We start from the raw sequence: 21801 nt of genomic DNA on the forward strand, positions 1-21801 counted from the left end.
ATGTAACTTTCGTTAGGTAACACGTTACCTAACTTGTTACCTTCACTTTTTCCAGTGTCTAACTGACTAAATTTAAGTCATTTCCATATTATTTACCCATCGCTGCAAAGCAAGAAGCTAACGTGGCATTTTCGATTGATGAGGAAAAGACGATGAACTTTTTTAATCTAGAAGGCAAAGTTGCCGTAATTACTGGTGGTACTTCAGGTATCGGTGCTTCAACAGCAGAGCGTCTAGCTAAAGCGGGTGCTAAAGTCGTTATCGCTGGTCGTAAAGGCGGTGAAGAAGTTGCCGCTAAAACTGGCGGCATCTTCGTCAAGACTGACGTAAGCTCTGAAGAATCAGTAAAGAACCTAATGGAAACTGCAAACGCAGAGTTCGGTGGTATCGATATCGTTGTTAACTGTGCGGGCGTAAACGCAGGTTACAACACACTAATGGAATCTGAGAAGAAAGACTTCGATTTCAACTACAACGTAAACACCATGGGCGTGGTATATGGTATCAAGCACGCGGTACCTTTCATGAAAAACGGTGGTGCAATCACTAACGTTTCTTCTGCAGCAGGCGTGCAAGGTGTTCCTTACCTAGCACCATATGTATCTTCTAAGTGGGCCGTTATCGGTATCACTCGTACGGCGGCGCTAGAGCTAGGCGAAAAGAACATCCGTGTTAACGCGGTATGCCCTACTTCTGTAGACACGCCAATGGCACGCGCTGAAGGCGGTGAGCCACAACTGCGTATGGAACAAAAAGCGGTTCCACTAGGTCGCATTGCAGACCCAGAAGAACTAGCAGCGACTATCCACTTCCTATCTGCACCTGACTGTCAGTTCATTAATGGTCAAGCAATTGGTGTTGATGGCGGCTTCTCAGCAGGCATGAGCATTAATGCTTACAACACTTTAGCTGCTGAATAATATACCCCTAAAAAGCTAGTAAGTTTACCCTTACTAGCTTTATTGCCCCTGTTATATCCTTCCTAAAACGGTTAAAATTACCTCTAAAATACAGTAAGGTCCGTTGATCTTTCATGTTTACTTTATGTGCGAATTAAAAGACAAAATAGCAAAGCTTTCAAATTGAAGCATAGATATTCTATGTTGATGAGAGTAACCCAGCTAGTTTGACCTTTAAGCACCTCCTTTGGATAGCACTTGTTAGCCATTTCTCCTGCGTTGAAGCTCATTGATGTGGAACAACCACAGCTCAATCGCTCCGCCTGTATATAGACTAACAAACCGCTTTCGATCCAAACAACAAAGGTCAACAGACCATTTAAATCAGGTAATAGATATGAACTTCTTTGATCTTACCAACAAGGTCGCAGTAATCACTGGAGGCTCGTCAGGAATCGGTCAAGCCACAGCAAAAAGACTTCAACAAGCAGGTGCAAAAATTGTTATTGGCGACCTACGTCCAGACGATGCGCTTCTATCCGAATTAAATGCCACATTTGTTGCAACCGACGTTTCTAAAGAAGAGCAAGTTGCTGCATTAATGCAAAAAGCCCATGAAGAACATGGCCGCCTAGATATCGTGGTAAATTGCGCTGGGGTAAACCGTGGCTACAATACCCTAACCGAATGTGAAAAAGACGATTTCGACTTTAACTACAACATTAACACCATGGGTGTGGTGTTCGGTATTAAACACGCCGCTAAATACATGAACCAAGGTGGTTCGATTATTAACGTATCATCGGCAGCTGGCGTGCAAGGGGTTCCTTACCTAGCCCCTTACGTATCATCAAAGTGGGCCGTTATTGGTATTACTAAAACGGCTGCGCTTGAACTAGGAGCTAAGAATATTCGTGTCAATGCGGTATGCCCAACGTCGGTGGATACCCCTATGGCCCGCGCCGAAGGTGGTGAACCACAGCTGCGTATGGAACAAAAAGCGGTGCCACTAGGCCGCATCGCCAAGCCATCAGAGCTGGCCTCGATGATCCACTTCCTAGCCAGTGACGATTGCGCCTTTATTAACGGCCAAGCTATTGGTGTGGATGGTGGTTTTTCTGCCGGCATGAGCATTGATGCTTATAACACCCTAGCGCAATAGTTAATAACTTAAGGCTAACCCGTAAGGTTCAGGTGATCCAGATCACTGTCACACCTGAACCTTAACTGAACTTCTACATCTTGATCACACTTATCCCGTAAGCTACTACCACTAAAGCAAAAACTATCTACTATGGACTCATAAATTGATACCGCTAACCGGAGTCCGTTATGAAAAAATTACTTTTAGTTGCTGCTTTAGCTTTCTCTGCAAACTCATTTGCTTACTGTGACTATGAAGCTGGCGAAATGATCGCTCAAGGTGTTGAAGGGGCTGTAGATGGTGCCATTATTGGTGCGATTGTTGATGGTCGACGTGGCGCGGCAGCGGGCGCCGCTATTGGTGGCGCTGCAGGTGCAATCAATGGTTCATACGAAGGTGCATACCTAGATGGCGCTTGTGAAGCTGAGCACTATATCGTTGAAGAAGAAATCATTGAAGAAGAAATCATTGAAGAAGAAATCATCGAAGAAGAAATCATCGCAGAAGAAATCATCGAAGAGGAAATCATCGAAGAAGAACTTTACTACGACGATTACTAATCCCCTTTACTAAGAAAAGCAGGCCAGGCCTGCTTTTTTAGTATCACATCTCCGATATCTATTATTTCATCACGTTAAGCAAAAAAGCGCGGATTCTCGTAATAAGTATCATACGTTTTGCTTGGGTAACTTTACTGCGATTAAAAAATAGCCAATAAATAGAGCAAAAACATGACCTAAGCCAAAATTTAGCAATCTCAATGAGTAACTTGAGTAGGCTATGCTACTTTTCAATTTAACTTCGTGTCAAAATGAAAAAAAACTTATTCGATAATAGGTCTAACGTGTCAGAACTAGTAAAACTAGATATACAGGATACCGACAATCAAGTTGTCGCCAGAGAGCAACTCAATCGTGTCCTAGAAAGCCAAGCTTTCGTGCAAAGCCCAAAAATGAAAGAGTTACTTAACTTTGTGGTTGAGCAAGCCATCATGGGCAATGGCGATCGCCTAAAGCAATTTACTATTGCCACTGAAGTATTCGAACGTGGGGTGGAGTTTGATCACCAATCAGATCCTATCGTGCGTATCCAGGCTGGCAGGGTTCGCCGCGCTCTGGAGACCTATTACCTCACCGAAGGGGTAAATGATCAAATACTGATCTCGATCCCTAAAGGCAAATACTGCCCATTATTTCAGTCTCGCCCGCAAGCCGCAGAAGTGAACTCAAAAGAGCAGCCAACCCCAGAAGAACAACCTTTTGTAGGCCTGTCACCGACCTTGACCGTTATTCCATTTTTATCGTTATCGGACGATAAAGAACAGCATTATTTTGCAGAAGGTTTTGGTGAAGATTTAGCCACCGAACTTTCACGCTTCGACACCTTAAAAGTGGTGTCTATGTACGCCCTAGGTGATGTGGAAATTAACCCCACATCGACCACCGACATTAAGCGCCTTGGCCAAGAATTAAATGTCTCGTTTGTCACTTCAGGTACCCTGCGTACCTACCAAGACAAAGCTCGTATTCAGGCGCGTTTATACCGCACCGATACCGGCCAACAAGTCTGGGCAGAACGCTACGACTGTGACCTAACCACAGGTGACTTATTTGATATACAAGATCAAATTATTGCTGAAATTGTAGCAGAATTAGCCTCAAGCTTTGGCATTATCCATAGGCAATTATACTTAAGCTCAAATCACAAAAGTGTTGAGCAGTTAACGACTTATGAAGCCACGCTTAGATACCGTCATTACCTAATGACCTTATCCAAAGAAACCTTTCACCGTGCAGTAGAAGCCCTAGAGCACGCCACGGTAAAAGAGCCAAACTTCACTATGGCTTGGGCCATGTTAGCCATTTTATATTTTGATGCCGAACGTTTGCATAATGTTTACATAGCAGACAGCATTCAAAAGGGCATCGACTGTGCTCGCCGTGCGGTAGAAATGGATCCAACCAACCAAGAAGCGCAAATGGCGCTATTACTTGGCTACCAAAGTCGTGGCGATGCCCAAGGTGTCAAAGACACCGCCGATAAAGTGGTATCACTAAACCCGAATGCGGCCTACCAAATTGGTCTTGCAGGCTGGGCGCTGGCACTGGCGGGAGACTTTGAGCGTGGTATGCAGTTACTGGATGACTCTAAGGTACTCAACCCTTACCGCCCAGCATGGTTTTCAATGGCTTACATCCTTGAGCACTACATGAATAGTGACTACAGCAAAGCCCTAAAGGAGTTAGATCAGTTCTCGCTAATGCAGCTTTACTGGCATCCACTATTAAAAGCGGTGATTGAAGTAGAGATGGGCGATATCGAAGCGGCTAAGGTTTCTTACCAACAAATTATTGCCAGTTGCAGTGACTTTGAAAGTACTAAAGAACAGCGCATTAGCAGCTATGTATCGTCGCCTGAAATCCAGCAAAAACTGTTAGCAAGCCTAGCGAAAATCGCTTAAGCGCTAAGGCCTGTTAACAAAAAAACCGCTCAAATGAGCGGTTTTTTTATGGGTAATGCTTAGGGTCTGTTAGCCTTTTATACAAGGCGGAGCGATTGCGGTGTGGTTGTTCTACACCAATGAGGGCCAACACCGTAAAAATGACTAACAAACGCTGTCCACAGGTTTACATAAAGTAAACATGAAAGATCAGCAGCCCCTAGTTACTTCTTGCCACCAATTAGGCCGAAGAATGCGATAACAAATGACGCGGCAGATACGGCACCAACCACCACGGCTAGAGAACCAAAGCCGAATGATTCCGCAGCGAAACCACCCACAACGTTACCTACTGCGTAAGCAATCGCGATAGCGAACATTAGTAGACCCTGAGTCAGACCAGCACCCGCGCTTGATTGCTTGTCGGCAATTGAAGGCTGTGACATGTCACATACCGCCACACCCTGCAGGTAAATCACGTATAGACCTAGTGGAATGTAAGCTAAGATGGCTGGACCGCCGGCTGCGACTAGTACTAGGGCTATCATTGAAGCCGCAGAAGCCACTAGTGCACCAATGAATACTGGATTTGGACCCAGTTTCGCCATCCAGTTACCCGCTAATGTTAAGATAACTAGCGATGCTGCTGCCGAGACTGAAAGCGCAGTAGAAGACATTGAAGGCTCAATATCAAAGACTTCTTTCATGTAGTTAGGGAACTGACCGGTAATCACACCCTGGCCAATAGTCACGAAGAATACCGCTGCTAGGAATACACCAAAACGAGAGAAAATCAGCTGTGCCATGCCGCCAGCTTGCTCTTGTTCGCCTGCTTCTTCACTTGCTTGCTCACCTGCGTTAGCTACGCGATCCGCCGCTTCTTTGTTAGTTAGGCCAGTGATCACTACCGATACCGCACAAATGGCGGCCATTAGGTAGAAACAGGCTTCATAGCTCCAGCCAGCGTCCATTACTGCACCCAGTAATACACCACCCACTAAAGCACCAACAATCGCAAGTTGGTTCAGACGAGTTAGCTTAACCGCTTCTTCTTCCTGGCTATAACCGCCAGCAACCACGAATGCAGGGTTCATCATAAGCAGTGAAGCCGAACCCACACCTAGTAATACCGCACCCGCAATGTGCATTGCTACTACGTCACCAGACATAGAGAAAACAAGCGCCGCTAAACCATAAGCCGCAACACCAATAAGCTGCACTAAACGGTGCGCTTTAAACTTGTCAGCTAAGCCACCTAGGATAGGCGCAGACAGGCCAGAGAAGCCTAGAATACCCATAACAATACCGACTAAAGACGCACTGTCAGTCATCGCTAGAATGTAAGTAGGAACCAAAATTGGAATAAATACCATTTGCACGATGCCGTAGGCAAAGTGTGCAGCGAACCATGGTTCGATGCCCATAAAGCTCTTATTGCTCATAAGAAATACCTTATTTAAAAATTGAAAAAGGGCAGCAAAAACTTGCTGCCCTCCTTGGCAATCTATGTCAGTGACAACAGATTACAGCGAAGCTTTACCGAACGCCTGTGGCCATTCAGTTTTACGCTTTTCGCCGTTACGTTTTTCAACACAGTCAGCCATCCAGCATAGAAGCTTCCAGCTGATACCTGCAGCAATGTAACCATCACGCTTAGATAGGTCGTGCTGTGGCGTGTACTCAACAACGTCAGCACCAACTAGGTTGATGTTACCGTGTTTACGTAGGTAACGAATGATGTCCCAAACTTGACGAGACTTAAGACCGAATGGTTCGATCGCAGAGTTAGAAGCGTTATCAGTCGCGTCTAGGGCGTCAAGGTCGAATGAGAAGTAACAAGGCGCATCGCCAACACGCTTAAGAATACGCTCAGCAATTTCTTTAGTACCTAGATCGAATACGTCGTCCGCAGAGTAAACTTCAACACCGAAGTTCTTAGCGTGGCCACCTACAAGTGCAGTCATACGACCACGAACACCCATAGTGATCATACGCTCAGGGTCTAGGTTACCTTCAGCGAAGTTACGAGTGAACTGGTTACCAGAGTGGTACGGGTACTCGAAGTCAGCGAATGTTACTAGGTCGTAGTGCGCATCGAAGTGAATTAGAGAAAGAGGACCAAATTTCTTACCTAGTGCCGCGATTGGCGCGTAAGAAGTCGTATGGTCACCACCCCAAGTGAACGTCACACAGTCGTCTTCGTTTACGATACGGTCGTACTCGTCAACAATCTTCTGTACTTCGTCTTTCATGTCGAACTGGCCGTAAGTATCAATGTTACCGTAGTCCATGATACGTGCAGAATCGAAAGGAATATCCCAACCGCCATCTGGACCTGGCTCGATAGTACCCATAGCGTTCTTAGAAAGATCACGTAGAGCCTTAGGGCCGTACTTGTGAGAGCTGTTCATAGGCGCCGCTTTTTCTAGAGGCTGGCCAATAACAACGATGTCAGCATCTTTAGTGTTACGACCGTAAGGAGCCATGAACGCGCCTAGGTATTCTTTGTTTAGGTTACCAACAACCTCGATACCAGCGCCGCCGCCCATTTCGCTCATGCGAACTAGGTGATCCATAACTTCTTGATCGATACCGTCGATGCTCATTGAGTTTTCGAACAGATCTTTGTACTTAGCTAAACGCTCAGCAGGAATTGGTGGGTACTTCTTAGTCATGATTTGCTCCAACTAAAAATGTTTCAATCGAAAAATGAAAAGGACTCCGCCTTTTCTAGTTGGCGATATCATCTCAAACTCACCACCTTGATATAAGTTTGTTACGGTTACATGGCACCCCAAAAAAGTATCAAGGCTTTACCCTAAAATAAAAGGCCCCGCAGATTACTCTGCGGGGCCTTGAAATATTCATAATTAACAGTTGTTTTATAGGGCTTGCTGGCCTTTTTTGTTTACTTTATGTGGGAATTAAAGGGCAAGATAGCAAGGCACTCGAATTGAAGCATAGTTACTCTATGTAAAATGAGAGTAACGCAGCTAGGTTGACCTTTAAACTCATCCGAAGGACAGCGTTTGTTAGCTATTTTACTTGCTTGAAACCCGACGTTTAATAACCCACTTCAATTAAACTGCCTTCTTTCTATTAAAGAACAAAAGCTAACAAACTCTGCAGAAACAAACATTAAAGGTCTGCAAGACCTACTTTCTGTCAACAAAATAACCTAGGTAAGAAGTAACAATAGTAACGGCAATACACACAAAACTTAACCACATAAATGGCGCATATGACAGGGTAGCCACCCCTAAGATACTCGCCATATAAATGCCGTTATCACTCCAAGGCACCATGCCTGAGGTTAAGGTGCCACCAAACTCAGCGTTACGGGACAGGTTCTTACGGGCATAACCTAAACGGTCATAGTTCTTGGCGCTAATCTTCGGGGTAAGGATCAGTGATACATACATAGCCGAGCCAAACACATTACCCATAAATGCGGTGGCAATGGTGCTAGAGGCTAAGCCACCAGCGCTTTGCACACGCTTTTCAAACACCTGGGCAATACGGGCTAAAATACCCACTTTATCCAGTAAGCCACCAAAGCCTAAGCCAAATACGATTACCGCAACCGAGCCCAGCATAGACGACATGCCACCACGGTTTAAAATGGCGTCAATAAAGTCCACCCCCGAATTAATCGCAAACGGTGCCCAAGTGGTGTTTAAGGCATGAATAAAGTCCATATCTTGCAGCAGCACAGCCCACACCACGCCTAACAATGAACCAAAGCTAATGGCCACAAACGAAGGCACCCTAAATGCAAGCATGCCCAGAACCACAGCAACTGGAATAAAGGCTAACGGCGTAATCACAAACTGCTTATCGATAGCGGCAATCACACCCTCAACCTGACTCATATCCACATCACCAGCAAAGTTTAAGCCATATAGGGTAAACAATAGTGCGGTTATCACATAACTGATCAGTGCTATCGGTAGCATACCTTTAATATGCTCAACCACCTCCACCTCAGACATGCTTGAGGCCAGAATCACCGAATCCGATAAGGGTGATAACTTGTCACCAAAGTAACACCCCGACAGTACCGCACCGGCCGTCACCGCTGGCGGCACCCCAAGGCCCGAACCAATGCCCATCATGGCGATACCCGCCGTACCGGCAGCGCCCCATGAGGTGCCCGTACCTAAAGCGGTTAACGAACAAATCAGCATGGTAGCAGGCAAGAAAATCGCCGGGTGAATGGCGTTTAAGCCATAGTAAATAATGGTCGGTACAATACCACCAGCAATCCAGGTGCCCACTAAGGCACCGACCGCCATTAAGATCAACACCGCCGGTAAGCCTTTGCTTACCCCTTGCAATGCCGCTGCTTCTAAATCTTTATATTTATGGCCAAGGTAAAGTCCCAGCCCCATAATCACAAACCAACCAAAGTACAGCGCTAGCTGAATCGGCAAATTAAGCTCGGCAGTAAAGGAAAATGCCATTAATAGAAATAGGCCAAGGGCTACTATTACCTGCAGTAACGATGGTGCACGTAAAACAGCTGATTGCATCTAAATAAACCTCTGGTTTGTTAACGGGCGTATAAAAATCGCCTTTTTAGGGTTAGTGGCGTACTTTACTGGTTTGCTAGGGGGTTGGCGAATTGGGAGTGTTTTAATGAGAGCTGGCTCTATTTATAGGATTTCATCCTATGACCTGCGTTGGGTTTTGTCCTGCGGACGGCATTTTTTGTTAAGTTGGCACTTAACGATGCTTGTTGGTTTATCTTGCAGATGGCTTTGGGTTTGGGGTTCTTTTAAGCTGCGCTTGGCTGTTTTGATTTGGGTATTTTTTCTAGCTTGGGAGTCGCGGTGGCGACAGCACCCAAGGGGAGAGCGGGCTGCGCCCTCCGTTACTCCAGGCATCCTGCCTTCCACCCTGCGGGCTCGCTAAAGCGGTTCAAAATTGTTCCAGACAATTTTGTGGAACCCCTCCGCAGCCCCCGCAGTCTGCGTGACCTTAATTTTCAATCGTTAATGGTCGAGCACGAACTGATTCGGCGTCCTGCCTCAAACAGTTCTTACTAGGCATCCATGCCTAGCAGCTCCATTAACTCAATCAAATTAAGCGCAGACAGAAGGGGAAAATGGGCATCCGTTTCTAGAATCGGTTGTAGCTTGGAGCCATTAGTTAGGCTCTTGCAACCTCTTCACGCATAATGCCCAGTTGCTTCATTCGGATAATTACAACAGTCTTCGACACGTTAAATCGCTTCATTAGTGCTACTGAAATAGAGTGCATAGTTGATTGATTGCAACTCTGTCCATCTACGAATAGCAAACCAAACCCTCGATCTACGATCCCTTGTTTTTCAACCTCCACCAGAAAAGCCTTAATGAATGCCTTTTTGGGTAACAATAGGCTGGCAGCAAATTGATTGGCCTGCCACTCCATCCGCATAATATCCTTCAGTACAATATCAGTGCGGTCAGCTCCGACTAGGTGAGTGTCTAAACAACTTTCACCAAGCATATACTCTGAGTGCTTTAGAAGTAGATGCCCCAACTCATGAGCTAGGGTAAATCTAGCCCTTGGTTCAGTTTCGCATTGCTGATTATCAATATTTATAACACCTTCTTCGAAATTGACACTCCCCAAGACACCGAAATCAAGATTAGCGTCAAAATTAACTTTTACAGAATGTTGGTCTAAGACATACTGTTGCAGAGCTTCCATGGAGACCGGCCCGGAAAAATACTTAATTCGTTTCAGTACTTCCATACACTGCTCTTCGATAAAATCAGGTTCAAGATATCTGACGAGCGAGGATTTTATCGGGGATTTACTCTTTACACAGTCCCAAAAGCTACTATCTTCTTCTGATACACTTTGCAAAATCAAACTCGATATTAGTTGCTTAGTAGAGTTTGTATAAGTCCCACTTGAGTAGCAGTAGAAATCGAAGCCTTTACTCTTAAACTCTTGATCTTGCAAACCTTGTGATACTGTCATCCGCTCGATAATACTTTCACTTCTTCCTTTGATAACTGATGGAGAGCGATTTAAAACCCATTCACGTTTATCTGGACTAAAATAGCGCAGTAGACCAATGCCCTTAGACCTAGAAAACTTGAAAGCTCCATCTTGATATGAATTAGTCGAGGCTAAGATACCTTTAATATTTGCACCTGAAATCTGCTGTGTTTTAGCATAAAACTCTTCAACATCATCAACAGGAACTCTATGGTTATAATTTTTACATTCAATCAATACTAATACTGAATAGTGTTTTTGCCCAGGCAAGTAGATTTCAATGGAAACATCGAAGACTATATCTTTTTCCCGATCTTTAGAGTAATACCCTTTCTTTGCAAAGATCCTGCAACATTCTTTACGAGCCCAAAATAGATCATTTTCTATATCATTGGAAAAGAGATCGAAGATAGTTTTTTCGAGCTTATCGCCTTTATCAACTGTGTTCATCTACTCTCCATATGAGCCTAACAGTATATTAGTGTCTGAGTTCCGCATAAGAACGCTCTTGATTAGAAATCAATGGGGTCAGGGTTATTGATAGTTAGATAACGCCTTCCCACTATAAGTGGTATTAAGTTACTGATGTTTTGGGGGTAGATCAAAGTACTGTATTTGGTAATACTTGGGGCTAGTGTGTTTTTAGGGTGAAGAGGGTGGTTTGTTTGGGTAGTAGGTTGTTGGTACTGGTGAAGCTGGGGGCTAATAATCAACTATGACTTACATGTATTAATATTGTTTCTCGCTATAAACCTCAATTATACAATACTCGAATTCAGAACTATGGTGACCTGTTTTTAAGGTTTTATCCAATTTAATATATGAGACTTTAATTAATTGCTCTTTGTGGTGAGGGCTGGGTAGCAACTGGCTAAAAGGCTTACTTAAACATCCCCAATGGCCCCCTCTACCTAAGACATCTAGACGTTGTTCATCTACTATAACCGTTTCATAATCAGTCCCCATTTTAACTTTATTCTTCACATGCCAGTTCCCTACAATGACATTACGTCCATCTGCCATATGATCGATATAGTCATACGTTTTAGAGTTTTTAAAATATTTACTTAACGAACCAATAATAAATAATACAGTTATTAATAGTATACCTCTCCATGGTGTACCAAGTCTTAGTTTAAACTCAAAAATTACGATTAGAGCGAGGATCCACGGCATGCTAAAAAACAAACCTACAAATATATATATAGCTAAATTAGGCTCAAGATCTAGGTAAGTAAACCTAACTCCCCACTCTATTGATTCCATAGTTACCACCTAAAACTGTCAATAAATGGGCAAGTTTATTTGATGCTTTAGCTGAGCCTACCCTAAATATGGATCTTAATTTACTGATTATATTAGGCTTTGTCGAATTACTGTTTTTAGTTATTTTTTGCGTTAATTTGTTGTTTAGGTGGCGATATAGGTGAGTATGATTTGGATGATGAGGCGGTGGAAGATGCTGAGTTGTTGTTGGTGGTGGTGAAGCAGCGGCAGGGACACAAAATTTTAACTATGAGTGTCACAGCCAGTATGATGATAAAAGGCCCGACTCCAGTTGAATACCGAAATCAAACCTTATATGGAACTTAACAACAAGCGCCTTGTTAATAAGGTCACTTTGCAACATTAACTGTTGTTGGCATTTATAGTTTAAAGCTTCGTATCTTTTTTATTGGTCGCTATTGAGGACGACTTTTTAGGGGAAACTAAAGCAGTGACTTTAGGAGCTAACCCCATAAATAAACTATGTAATAATGGGCCATCTGTATCAATGTTTTTAACAAGATCTTTATACGAGTGATAGCCTGATAAAATACCATCAACGTCGTGTAATAGCTTGGTACCATAAAACTCTTTGGTGCGGCCATCAAAGAACGCCAACTCAATACTGATTGTTTTGGCATAAGCATTCATGGCGCCTGGCGCATTGTATAAAGCCACTGGGCTTATTTGGATAAGAAGGTCGGCATCCACTATTGGCAAATCTGCACTGAGTTTCTCACGGTATTGCTTTCCTTTTGAATCAAGAGCAGTCCAGCGTAGTGTTGGGGTATTACTTGCCTGATCACTAATCACACTTGCTCGAATGCCTTTAGCGTTAAAGCCCTTTACTAGAGCTTTAATAAAGTCATCTTTAAAGTTAACGTTAGGGTTTTGCTTTTTGAAGATTTCATGAAAGTCTACCGCTTTCTTGTTCGCAGACTTTTCTGCACCGGCCATAATACCACTTACAATACCTGCTGTTACGCCGCCAACGACACCATGGCTTTGATAGTATTGAGTCGTGTCAACCGAATTAGCACTTCTCACCTGAAGGGCATTGTTTTGTTCTCCTGTATCAAAATAATAACCTTGCTTCTGGGTAAAGTGACTGCTGGCTAGAGTAGTGACGCCAGTCACAGCATGAATACGAAGATGGGGGAAGCTAACAATTGCTACGCTTTCGACATTTTTCATTTTTGTTTTATTAAGCGGTGGAGTTGTCGCACATCCTGCCAAAGTTAAACTTAGTAAGATAAGTAAGTACTTCATTGTTTTCCTTATTATTAGAATTAGTGGGTGTCAGAGTCACCAGCACCCTTCAGCGAAGGTATTAAAGTACCTTTTTCACACGACCATTTCAAAGCACCTTTTTTGGTGATTTTCCAATTATTTCAGCAACCTGAATAAAACTCAGATTTAGCAACAAGTCAATCAATGGGGTCAGGGTTACAGAGTTCAAAGCCAATCCAATGGGGTCAGGGTTACAGAGTTCAAAGCCAATCCAATGGAGGTGGTGAATAGTGCTGATGGTGATGTTATAGCTGTGCTAGATAGCAATACGCCAGCGTTCTACTGTGTACCTGCTGAGCTTTATGAAGGACTTATGGATAAGCTTGAGGATGCAGAGCTAACTGAAATCATTTAAGAACGGCAAAATCAGCCAAGTATCCTGTAAACCTCGAAGATTTATAAACTCAATTTACTTCCTTAATAGACATTCTAAACTCCCCAACTTCCATTAGATTTTTCTTATTCAAATCATTTTTTGATTTGAATAGAGGGGTTAATCAAATCAAAAAATGATGCGAATAGAGATTTATTCGAATCACTAGTCATTGCTCAGGGTTAATTTTAAGCTGCATACCCCCACAAATAGGGTGTTACATTTTTTGTTTTGCAGGGTAAGCTATGTTGGTAAGTAATTAATTTATATGGATTTTAATGGAAGTTTGGAGCAGTTAGTTAGAGATTTTGAATTTAGGGATGTTGTTCTTTAGCAACGAGCTTGGTTTGTCACAAGCATTGGCAATTGTGGCCTTTACCTTAGTGGTGCGATTGTTACTGCTGCCCTTTGGGATGAAAAGCAGCCTGCAAATGCAAAATAATAAGATGGCGTTACAGCGTTTAAAACCTGAGCTCGAAGCCCTAAAAATCCAATATAAAGGCGAGCCGATGAAGCTACAACAGCAAACCATGGCGTTTTATAAGAAGCACAATATTCAATTTTTCTCTAAGGGGCTATTAGCTAATATGGCGTCCCAAGGGGTGTTTGGTTTTGGTATGTTTCAAGCGCTACAAAGCATGGCTTTGCAGTCAAAGTTTCTCTGGATCGCCAATATTGCGAAACCCGATATCTTATTAACCTTTGTTGTCAGTGTACTGACCTTTACTGCCATGCTGGCAATGCCTGGGGGCGCAGAACAATCGAGTTTACTATTAGCGCTGATCCCTGCGGTGATTTCAGCCATAGTGCTTATTAGCTTACCTTCGGCTATTGGGGTGTATTGGGCGACCTCAAGTTTAGTCACCCTTGGGCAGAATTTAACTTTGCATGGTTTCGCCACAAATAAAGCAAAGGTGAATATCTAGCTAAAGCCTAACGGTCGGTAAATTTGATCTAAACGACTACCAACATCTATACCATGACTTAAGATAGTTATTAGGAATTAACAAGTTAGGGAAAGTTATGGAAAATCTAATTACTGTTTTAGGCTGGTGTACGGTTATCAATGTGGCCATTTATTTATTCGTCGCTTTAGCCGTTTATGGCTTCAACGATGCCATTAAGGGCCTGCACAGTCGTATTACCCGCGTGCCTGTCGAACAACTGGACACCTTGTATTTTAACTATATTGCTAATTATAAGTTGCTGATCACTGTATTTAACCTAGTGCCTTATATCGCACTTAATTTGGCGCGTTAGCTTTGGCATATTTAACAAATTAAAATCATGTAAATCTTCTGTAAAGCATCTGCCATCCATGAATGATAAAAGGTAATATTTTGTCGATTCCACCTTTTATTAAGGATGAAAGATGTTTGCTTGCACCATAAAAAAAACAATAATTATTGTTCTAATCACGGCCTTTAATATCAGCTTTGTAAAACTCGTAGTAGCGTCCAATATTTCTGTTGCGACTGACTACTCGATTGATAACCAATATACTCCGCACCCTGAATGGCGCGAGCGAGTATCTCCTTATAACGGCAGCCACACATCACAAGTGATCACTTTCTCATGGCCTGTACCCGCTAAAAATAAGCCGGAAGATCAGCAGAATCTGAGTTACGAATTTACTCTTTCTAAGCAAGCCGATCTCTCACATCCTATCATCCACAAAACCAATTTAGAGTGGGCATTTGTTAATACTCACGATGTATTACCAGTTGGAAAATATTACTGGCAATACAAACGCTTTAGAGATGGTAAACTGATTGAAACTTCTGATGTTATGTCAGTACAGCAGGTTGCAGGTGAAACAGGGTTCATTACGCCATACCCTTCAGAGTTAACTAATAACATCCCTGCAGAACGTCCTCGTTTGCTGGCAACCCCTGCAAGTAACCAATATATTGCCCAATATAAAAAAGAATCCAACAAACAAGCCAAAGCCATCATCAAAAAAGCGGACAGTTACTTTGATGTGCAATTAGCAGATAAACAGTACGGCGGTCAGTTCTTTAAAAATGGGCAGCGAATTTTAAAAAATAAAAAGTTTCCTGATGGCCACCCTAAATCAAAACCAACGGGACGTGTTTTTTATCAAGCGATCAAAACATTAGCCAAAGCCTATTTAATTACGGGTAAAGAAAAGTACGCACAGGAAGGGATCCGTTGGAGCATGCAAGTGGCCAATTTCCCTGTTAATGATGTACTCACCGAAGGCGGAGCGAACAACTTTGCCCAAGATGATTTCGATATTGCCGTGCTTATGCCAACATTAGCTGTTGCTTATGATACTTTTTATACGCAGCTATCAGCTTCGGAAAAGAAGAAAGTTAAAGCGGTATTAATAGAGCGTACAGAAGGCTTTTATCAATACTTTAGAAACCGATTAGAAGCCCGAGTCATGGATAACCATGCCTGGCAGCATACCTTCTCAGATTTCCTTCGCGCAGCTATTGCTCTTGCTGGTGAAACGCCGAAAGCCGATAAATATTTAGAATATGCCTATGGTGTTTGGGTAGCTCGCTTCCCTGTACAGTCTATTACCGATGGTGGCTGGACGAACGGTAAATATGTAGGTGTTAACTTTGGTACATGGACCTTAGTTCCGTTATACCTTCGTCGTTATGCTGGTGTAGATTACTATCAACATCCATTCTTTGCTAATCAGATCGAATGGTTAATCGCACGCATGCCGCCAAAATCTTGGGCTGATGGCTTTGGCGGTGATGGTTTTGAAGATGAAAAAAGCATTAAAAATGGCACCGTTGACTGGCTGAATAACTTGAATGCAGAATTAAAAGATCCTCGCATCAACTGGTATTTAAAGCAGTGGCAACAGAAAGATATCGCTAAAGAAGTGCATTGGGAAAGAATGACTTCAGGCCTTGCCAGTGATTTTCAACAGCCTGGCAATAAAAACAACTTAACAAATCGATTTATATTTAAAGATACCGGCATTGTTAATTCAATCGAAAGCTGGCAACCATTAACCACCGCCGTTGCCTTTAGAAGTGCTCCTTGGGGTAACTTTGGCCATAACCTGCCATCATCAAACGCCTTCAATATTTTATACGCCGGCGAGCCATTAATTTATCCTACGGGGTATCGTCATGGCGGTAAAAAACACGCCTATGAATGGTACCGCAATAGCCGTGCCCACAATACCTTAATGGTGAATGACAAAGGTCAACCGGTCAGTTCCCATGCCTGGGGACAACTAACCCAATACCTAGATGATAACGATCTCATGTTTGTTCAAGGGGATGCCTCTAAAGCCTACAGTGGGGAGCCTTCACCACAATGGCACCAAAGATTTAGCGATGCCGGGGTAGACTGGTATAAACATGTCGAAGACAAATCATTACACACCTACAAGCGTAATCTGGTGCATATCAATGGTGGCTGGGTGATCATCTATGATGAAGTGGCCGCAGATAACCATGCTCACTGGGATTGGCGCTTCCACTCACCAAAGCCAATGCAATTAACCAGCACAGGCAGTTTGGTTAAAGGTAAAAAAGGCCGGGCCTACAGCCACTTTTTTGCCAGCGATAAGCTAGAGTTTGACCTGACTGACAAAAGCCTACACACCCCAACTAATGTCGATGGCCGTAAGAAAGACGGCGTCACTGCAGTGTATAAAGACATAGGTTGGCACCTAAATGTGGCTAACTCAGGTAAAAAACAGTACCTACTGACTATTATTGATGTTGCAGCCAAAGGCACTAAGGCCAGAGCAGTGCAAAAGATCTCTGACAACCAATTCAGCATTGATGGCGCAAGTATTAGCGTTAACCTTGATCCAAACCAGCCCGCACAACTGCAGGTTGAATTAGACAATGGTAAGCAATTAAGCTTACGCAGTGGATTGGCGGAGTTGAAAAGGTTATAGCATTAAAGACATAAAAAAAGGAAAGCCTTAGCTTTCCTTTTTTTATCAATCAGCGCCTAAAAGCTTAGTTACACTGCTTTAATGAAACATTCCAAGCGGCACCAGAAGCAATACCATGCTTAGCAGCAAAGTTAGCTTGGTTAAGTGCAAATGAAACGTTTAATAGGCTGTTTGAATAAACCAGCTCGGAAGCCATTGGTACTTCACCAAATGAAGCAACGTATGGGAATTTAGTATCTAGTACTTTTTTGTCACCATTGTTAATGGTAACACAAACAGTATCACCCATGTTGATGCCAGCTTGGGCTAGCTTACCTTCTTCAATGTTGGTCCACACGTTACCAAATTGTGGATCAAGTACCGGAATGTTACCTTTGATCACGCCATTTTTCACTGTGGCTTTTTGGTAATCAATCGCGATCACTTCGTTTGGTAATTTGCGGCCAACCTCTTCAAAGCTAATAACACCTGAAGCTAAACGAGCGCCTGTATAGGCGTAAACATCACGGCCATGGAAAGTGTAAGACTTACCTGAACCTTTTAGACGGTTTACCGCTTCATCAATTTCACGTACTGCTTCAATACCTTGGGTCTCAGCCACTAAAGTTAGGGTGCCGTTATCTGGGGTAACGTAGTAGTAACCAGCCTTGGTTTTTAAAACCACAGACTTACGCTTAGTACCTACACCAGGATCAACCACAGATACAAACACGGTCCCTTCTGGCCAGTACGTAGACGTTTGGAACAATCGATAAGAAGCTTCCCAAGTGTTAAACGTCGGTACTTCGTGAGTTAGGTCATAAATAGGTAAGGTAGGATCAACCTTAACCGATACACCTTTCATTGCTGAAACGGCGCCATCTTTCACACCAAAGTCAGATTGGAAAACAAGCGGAGCTTTAGCCATAGCAAATGGCGATACTAATAGTGCTGCAAGAGCTAATTTTTTCATTTTTTATTCCTTTTAGCTCTGCCGAGCAGAGCCAAACTTCAAAGACTAATTAAAATTTATAGTTAATACGGCTGTAAACGTAACGACCGTTTAAACCAATTGGTGGAATAACGTCATACGGGAAGTTACCGAAGTAATTGATTTCATCACTTGATAAATCCGGATATTGGTCAAGTAAATTATTCGCACCAAGTGCAATGCTCAATCCATTGGCAAACTGGTAATTAACATCCACATCCACACTCACGTTCGCGGAGAAAGTCTGTTGGGGATGGTAACCACCGCCAAAATCAAACACACGCTCAGTTTCACCATAACGGGTCACACGTAGCATGCTGTTTAGGCCATTCCATGAATGGTTAGCAGTAAATATCAACTTGTTTTTTGGAGCAGCAGACTCAAGGGTATTAATCTCTTCAACATTACTGGTGCCACCATTGGTAATTTCAGTGGTGTTATGGTTGTAGGCTAACGACAAACCTAAGCTGTCAACATTGTAATCAACAACGACATCTACACCTTGAGTACGGGTATCAATAGCGTTAGTGAAAAACTGAACACCTTGAATACCAGGGCGAGCTGCCGCTTCTGGTAACTCATTAATTGGCGTACCATCAGGTGCAGTATAAACCCCTTGGTTGAGACTAATGCGATCCTTAATATCAATTAGGTAAGCATCAACCGTTGCCGACAGACCGAAATCTGAATTAAACACCACACCCAAAGAATAGTTCGTTGACGTTTCAGCTTTAAGTGATTTAGCGCCAACGGCCTGAGCAAGCTCACTGGTAGGTGCCACAATAGCAAAAGTGGTTAGTGCACCATTATCACCAAAATCAGAGGTACTCGCCTGATAGTGGTTTTGAACTAACGAAGGCGCTCTGAAGCCAGTGCTCGCAGCACCACGTAGATTAACGAAATCCGTTAAAGAATATTTTAATGCTAACTTGGAATTGAAGGTATCACCAAAGTCACTGTAGTCTTCATAACGAAGCGCGGTACTGGCTAGTAGATCCGAAGTCAGTTCAACCTCAACATCGGCATAAATAGCTGCCGCATTTCGACTGACATCTACAGTATCGACTGGGCGTAATCCCTGGCTTCCTTGAGATCCAGGCGCAGCAATATTCGCACCTAGGCTATAACTGGCTTCATCACCTGCGGTGGTTTTATAGAACTCTGTACGGTATTCAGCACCCACAGCGATGGTGGCATCAAATCCGATTAGATTAACCAGCTTGCTGGCATCTGCGTTAATCACTAACTGTGAATAATCAAAAGTACCTAAATGGAATTCAGTAGGGCTGGCAGCGCCCATGGAAGCATTTAAAGAGTCCTTAAGATTAAGGTCGAAGAAACTACGACCATAATTGGCACTTAAATCCCAATCCCAATCATGGCTGCCTTTAATACCAATAACCACAGCATCATCTTTAGTGGTACCATCGGTCATTGGGATATAACCATCAGGATAAATTTCAGCAACGTTCGACCAAGTGTCGTTGGGATAGCGGTAGAAGTTCGAACCCAATGCTTGGCGGTTCGAGTGGTTAGCAAAGCCGTAAAGAGAGATGTTATCTGAAATTTCCTTTTCAGCATTTACCATTAAAGCAAAACCTTGCTCTTCTGGGTCACCCACTTTGTAGTTTACTTTACCAACAACATCTGGGTTGCCTGCATCTACTTCCCAAAATGGCACCTGATCAAAACCAGCACGATTAGTGGTTTTTCTATCGCGGTATTGAGCACTGACGTTGATAAAACCATTATCAAGGCTAATGCCTTTATTGGCAGTAATTAGCGTGGTTTGGCCATCTACAATAGATGAGTCAGTCGGCTTAAAATCTGTGACGTGCGCACCATAGGTAGCACTGATAGAGCCACCTTGATCGGCATCTTTTAAAACAATATTGATCACACCAGCAATTGCATCTGACCCATATTGAGCAGCAGCGCCATCACGAAGTACTTCAATACGCTTAATCGCGCTAAAAGGAATGGTATTTAAATCTACTGGCGCACTTCCACGACCAGTTTTACCGCCAGTGTTGAGTACTGAAGTAGTATGACGGCGCTTTCCATTAACCAATACTAAAGTATGATCAGGACTTAACCCACGTAACTGTGCTGGACGAACAATATCAGCAGTGTCTGAGTTAGATTGTCGTGGGAAATTAATAGATGGTAATAGGCTATGCAATAGCTGAGCAATTTCACCATTCATTGATGCTGAATTCTGTAACGCGTCAGCAGAGATAACATCAACGGGAACAGCACTATCCAACGCTGAACGTGGATTAGCTCGAGAACCTACTACAACTAGAGTCTCTTCGGTTTCAATAGTTACCTCTTCAGCTATCACAGTCAGAGGTGTAGAAATTGCTAAAGTCAGAGCAGACAGTGCAAAACAAGAAGGTAATCGATTCACTTAAGCATCCATTTTAGTTAATGATAAAAAACAAAACAGATCAAATAATAACAATCAAACAAAACAATATACACAGCAAAAACAGAATGGCCACATTGCGCAAACCAGCAACACAAACAAAATCAGGTTAAAGCACTAAAAAAAACAAATAAGCAGACATTAGCACCACAGAGACTAACGATAATGATGAAAATAAAAACAATAAACTAACAAAAACATAAGCTAGCAAAACTCATTCATCGCTAAGATGTTAATGCCAAGTAATAGCAGCAAAAAATTGTTAAATAGGATAAAAATCAAATATTGTAAGCACCCCAGAAAAGCGTAACAACCGGATGCAATCACATTGATAAGATGGGTAATGATGCTACCACACAAATTCTGTGTTTAATCTCCCCATCTGAGGGTCACCGCCTTCACGGGTTTAAATACGAAAAAAGCCCCAACCTTTCGGTTGGGGCTTTCTCGTATTTTTTGTCTTCACTTTTTAAAAAAGTGAAAATAAATTGGAAGCCTGGCGACCGCTTCGCGTCCAAAGGTGCCCAGCCAAAATCATAGATTTTGTCGTTCAGACCTGAAATCGCATCGCCATTTCCGAGGGGTCTTCACCTACGCCCGCCATGGATGGCGATCGTTACGATTATGCAGGATGTAATCATCGGCCTATCAATACTCCCCATCTGAGGGTCACCAGGGTCACCGCCATTACGGGTTTAGATACGAAAAAAGCCTGGCGACCGCTTCGCGTCCAAAGGTGCCCAGCCAAAATCATAGATTTTGTCGTTCAGACCTGAAATCGCTTCGCCATTTCCGGGCGGTCTCCACCCTACTATCACATGGAAAGGAAGCAACTTCGTTGCGCTTTTTTATGTCCCCATATGAGAGCAGCAACCGTTAAAATGCAAACAAACAAAAAAGGCCTTCCCATTCGGGAAGGCCTTATTTGTTTATTTGAAGCCTGGCGATGACCTACTCTCACATGGGGAGACCCCACACTACCATCGGCGCAATTTCGTTTCACTGCTGAGTTCGGAATGGAGTCAGGTGGGTCCAAAATGCTATGGTCGCCAAGCATAATTTGTTATTAACTCGCTGTTTTAGCGCGTTAATCTAATCT

15 protein-coding genes, 1 rRNA gene and 1 pseudogene are annotated in these 21801 nt (G+C 43.2%); 8 read left to right on the forward strand and 9 right to left on the reverse strand.

The genetic code is table 11. The features are described 5' to 3' along the window. Positions 1-152 precede the first annotated feature (152 nt). The 4 genes from GFB48_RS10185 (at position 153) to GFB48_RS10200 (ending at position 4504) form a co-directional block, all read left to right on the forward strand. Positions 153-920 (forward strand): SDR family NAD(P)-dependent oxidoreductase, encoded by a 768-nt coding sequence (locus tag GFB48_RS10185; protein WP_163934866.1) that lies wholly within the window; start codon positions 153-155, stop codon positions 918-920. Between the two features lie 376 nt (positions 921-1296). Next, complete coding sequence (locus GFB48_RS10190) at positions 1297-2061, forward strand: SDR family NAD(P)-dependent oxidoreductase (RefSeq protein WP_163934868.1); 765 nt, start codon at positions 1297-1299, stop codon at positions 2059-2061. 170 nt (positions 2062-2231) lie between these two features. Continuing rightward, positions 2232-2603, forward strand: coding sequence for a hypothetical protein (locus GFB48_RS10195; RefSeq protein ID WP_163934871.1), 372 nt, complete (start codon positions 2232-2234; stop codon positions 2601-2603). Positions 2604-2887: 284 nt separating this feature from the next. Further along, a complete protein-coding gene (locus GFB48_RS10200) occupies positions 2888-4504 on the forward strand; it encodes a FlgO family outer membrane protein (protein ID WP_240464856.1) in 1617 nt (538 codons plus the stop codon). 203 nt (positions 4505-4707) lie between these two features. Here the strand turns inward: GFB48_RS10200 and GFB48_RS10205 are convergent, their stop codons facing one another. The 6 genes from GFB48_RS10205 to GFB48_RS10230 all read right to left on the reverse strand — a co-directional run bounded on the left by GFB48_RS10205 (position 4708) and on the right by GFB48_RS10230 (position 13012). Then, entirely contained in the window at positions 4708-5925 is a 1218-nt protein-coding gene (locus tag GFB48_RS10205) for an MFS transporter (protein ID WP_163934877.1), read from the reverse strand. 81 nt (positions 5926-6006) lie between these two features. Continuing rightward, positions 6007-7158 (reverse strand): arginase family protein, encoded by a 1152-nt coding sequence (locus tag GFB48_RS10210; protein WP_163934880.1) that lies wholly within the window; start codon positions 7156-7158, stop codon positions 6007-6009. 480 nt (positions 7159-7638) lie between these two features. Further along, entirely contained in the window at positions 7639-9015 is a 1377-nt protein-coding gene (nhaC, locus tag GFB48_RS10215) for a Na+/H+ antiporter NhaC (protein ID WP_163934883.1), read from the reverse strand. A 619-nt stretch (positions 9016-9634) separates the two neighbouring features. Continuing rightward, on the reverse strand, positions 9635-10927 hold the full coding sequence (locus GFB48_RS10220) for an ImmA/IrrE family metallo-endopeptidase (RefSeq protein WP_163934886.1): 1293 nt from the start codon (positions 10925-10927) through the stop codon (positions 9635-9637). Positions 10928-11206: 279 nt separating this feature from the next. Continuing rightward, positions 11207-11743 (reverse strand): hypothetical protein, encoded by a 537-nt coding sequence (locus GFB48_RS10225; protein ID WP_163934888.1) that lies wholly within the window; start codon positions 11741-11743, stop codon positions 11207-11209. A gap of 387 nt (positions 11744-12130) precedes the next feature. Further along, a complete protein-coding gene (locus tag GFB48_RS10230) occupies positions 12131-13012 on the reverse strand; it encodes a hypothetical protein (RefSeq protein ID WP_163934891.1) in 882 nt (293 codons plus the stop codon). 211 nt (positions 13013-13223) lie between these two features. On the opposite strand from GFB48_RS10230, the pseudogene GFB48_RS10235 reads away from it, so the two are divergent. The 4 genes and pseudogenes from GFB48_RS10235 to GFB48_RS10250 form a co-directional block, all read left to right on the forward strand. Beyond that, positions 13224-13388, forward strand: a pseudogene (locus GFB48_RS10235) (type II toxin-antitoxin system prevent-host-death family antitoxin); the annotation flags it as partial. Between the two features lie 365 nt (positions 13389-13753). Next, positions 13754-14332, forward strand: a complete 579-nt coding sequence (locus GFB48_RS10240; protein WP_163934898.1) for a membrane protein insertase YidC — start codon at positions 13754-13756, stop codon at positions 14330-14332. A gap of 97 nt (positions 14333-14429) precedes the next feature. After that, entirely contained in the window at positions 14430-14666 is a 237-nt protein-coding gene (locus tag GFB48_RS10245) for a DUF6868 family protein (protein WP_163934900.1), read from the forward strand. Positions 14667-14778: 112 nt separating this feature from the next. Further along, on the forward strand, positions 14779-17304 hold the full coding sequence (locus tag GFB48_RS10250) for a DUF4962 domain-containing protein (RefSeq protein ID WP_163934903.1): 2526 nt from the start codon (positions 14779-14781) through the stop codon (positions 17302-17304). A gap of 64 nt (positions 17305-17368) precedes the next feature. On the opposite strand, the gene GFB48_RS10255 is transcribed toward GFB48_RS10250, so the two are convergent. The 3 genes from GFB48_RS10255 to rrf all read right to left on the reverse strand — a co-directional run bounded on the left by GFB48_RS10255 (position 17369) and on the right by rrf (position 21756). After that, on the reverse strand, positions 17369-18256 hold the full coding sequence (locus GFB48_RS10255) for an S-adenosyl-l-methionine hydroxide adenosyltransferase family protein (RefSeq protein ID WP_163934906.1): 888 nt from the start codon (positions 18254-18256) through the stop codon (positions 17369-17371). A gap of 49 nt (positions 18257-18305) precedes the next feature. After that, positions 18306-20684, reverse strand: a complete 2379-nt coding sequence (locus tag GFB48_RS10260; protein ID WP_163934910.1) for a TonB-dependent siderophore receptor — start codon at positions 20682-20684, stop codon at positions 18306-18308. Positions 20685-21640: 956 nt separating this feature from the next. Continuing rightward, positions 21641-21756 (reverse strand): 5S ribosomal RNA (rrf, locus tag GFB48_RS10265). Positions 21757-21801 lie beyond the last annotated feature (45 nt).

It is taken from the genome of Paraferrimonas sp. SM1919 (genome assembly GCF_010993985.1).
GTDB lineage: Bacteria > Pseudomonadota > Gammaproteobacteria > Enterobacterales > Shewanellaceae > SM1919.

Bases quoted from the DNA above. Each gene is read 5' to 3' on its own strand.
- GFB48_RS10245 (WP_163934900.1), top strand. From the start codon at position 14,430: ATGGAAAATCTAATTACTGTTTTAGGCTGGTGTACGGTTATCAATGTG.
- GFB48_RS10250 (WP_163934903.1), top strand. From the start codon at position 14,779: ATGTTTGCTTGCACCATAAAAAAAACAATAATTATTGTTCTAATCACG.
- GFB48_RS10230 (WP_163934891.1), bottom strand. From the start codon at position 13,012: ATGAAGTACTTACTTATCTTACTAAGTTTAACTTTGGCAGGATGTGCG.
- GFB48_RS10220 (WP_163934886.1), bottom strand. From the start codon at position 10,927: ATGAACACAGTTGATAAAGGCGATAAGCTCGAAAAAACTATCTTCGAT.
- GFB48_RS10210 (WP_163934880.1), bottom strand. From the start codon at position 7,158: ATGACTAAGAAGTACCCACCAATTCCTGCTGAGCGTTTAGCTAAGTAC.
- GFB48_RS10255 (WP_163934906.1), bottom strand. From the start codon at position 18,256: ATGAAAAAATTAGCTCTTGCAGCACTATTAGTATCGCCATTTGCTATG.
- GFB48_RS10185 (WP_163934866.1), top strand. From the start codon at position 153: ATGAACTTTTTTAATCTAGAAGGCAAAGTTGCCGTAATTACTGGTGGT.
- GFB48_RS10195 (WP_163934871.1), top strand. From the start codon at position 2,232: ATGAAAAAATTACTTTTAGTTGCTGCTTTAGCTTTCTCTGCAAACTCA.
- GFB48_RS10190 (WP_163934868.1), top strand. From the start codon at position 1,297: ATGAACTTCTTTGATCTTACCAACAAGGTCGCAGTAATCACTGGAGGC.
- nhaC (WP_163934883.1), bottom strand. From the start codon at position 9,015: ATGCAATCAGCTGTTTTACGTGCACCATCGTTACTGCAGGTAATAGTA.
- GFB48_RS10225 (WP_163934888.1), bottom strand. From the start codon at position 11,743: ATGGAATCAATAGAGTGGGGAGTTAGGTTTACTTACCTAGATCTTGAG.
- GFB48_RS10205 (WP_163934877.1), bottom strand. From the start codon at position 5,925: ATGAGCAATAAGAGCTTTATGGGCATCGAACCATGGTTCGCTGCACAC.